Origin of the sequence: Dietzia sp. SLG310A2-38A2, from assembly GCF_014145095.1 — a bacterium.
Classification (GTDB): domain Bacteria; phylum Actinomycetota; class Actinomycetes; order Mycobacteriales; family Mycobacteriaceae; genus Dietzia.
On record NZ_JAALDX010000495.1, the window covers coordinates 1 to 1,060 of the forward strand.

The 1,060-nt window shown below is 72.9% G+C and carries 1 protein-coding gene; it reads right to left on the minus strand.

Annotated features, from left to right (window positions below; translation table 11 throughout):
• Positions 1–1,060 (minus strand): serine hydrolase (locus G6027_RS15985; protein ID WP_182638026.1); only part of this gene is annotated, 1,060 nt, incomplete at both ends.

Genomic DNA, 1,060 nt, shown 5'->3' on the forward strand with positions numbered 1-1,060 from the left:
CGACCAGCCCCGCCGCGCCCACGGCCAGCCACGGCCCGTACCGCACGAGCACGGGCCCCCTCGTGCTGGACGGGTCGAGCTGAGCGGCCGTACCCACGGAACCGAGAGGGCCGGAGGCCAGGTGTTCGGTCCCCGCTCCCGGACCGGCCGGCGGCCCGGTCACCAACCGCCCCACGGAGTCGTCGGTATCGAAACCGGCGTCGAGCAACAGCGCCGCCTGCTCCCACGGCGACGCGGGCACACGGGTGCCGTCGAGCAGAACCACCGCCAGTCGTCGCCCGTCCCGCTCGGCCGCCCCGATGAACGTGTGTCGGGCGTCGTCGGTGAAGCCGGTCTTTCCGCCGAACGCTCCCGGGTAGTTGTAGAGCAACTGATTGTCGTTGGCCAGCACGAAACCCGGGTTGACCACGGTCCCGTCCCCGCGCGTGGTCGGACCGGTGAGGGCCGGCGCGGAGGCCGGATCGGGTGCGTCCGCGCCCTCGCCGGCGGGATACCCGGGGAACCCGGACATCTCCGTGCCCACGATGCCGGCGAACTCGGGCCGGCTCATGGCGTCGCGGAAGATGAGTGACAGGTCGTACGCCGTCGACATCATCCCGGGCCCGTCCAGGCCGTTCACGGTGGCGGCGTGGGTGCTCACGGCGCCGAGCCCGGCCGCGTGCGCGTTCATCGCCTCCAGGGTCTCCTCGACCCCGCCCATCCGTCGCGCGAGCACGAGGGCGGCGTCGTTGCCCGAGGACATGAGGAGGCCACGCACCAGGCGGTCGACCGAGTACTGACCGCCCGGGCCGATACCCACCAGGCTGCCTTCGGCGCCCACGAGGTCCTCGTCGGTCACCTCGATGACGCGGTCTGCGTCCAGAGTGTCCAGGGCCACCGTGGCGAGCAGGGTCTTGATCAGGCTCGCCGGGCGGTAGCGGCCATGGGGATCGCGCGCGGCCACCACCTCGCCCGTGTCCAGGTCAGAGATCATCCACGAGCTGGCGGTGACGTCCCGGGGCACGTCGAAGCCGTCGGGCGCCACGACGTCACACCCGTCCAGGGCGTCGCCGCCCGCGGG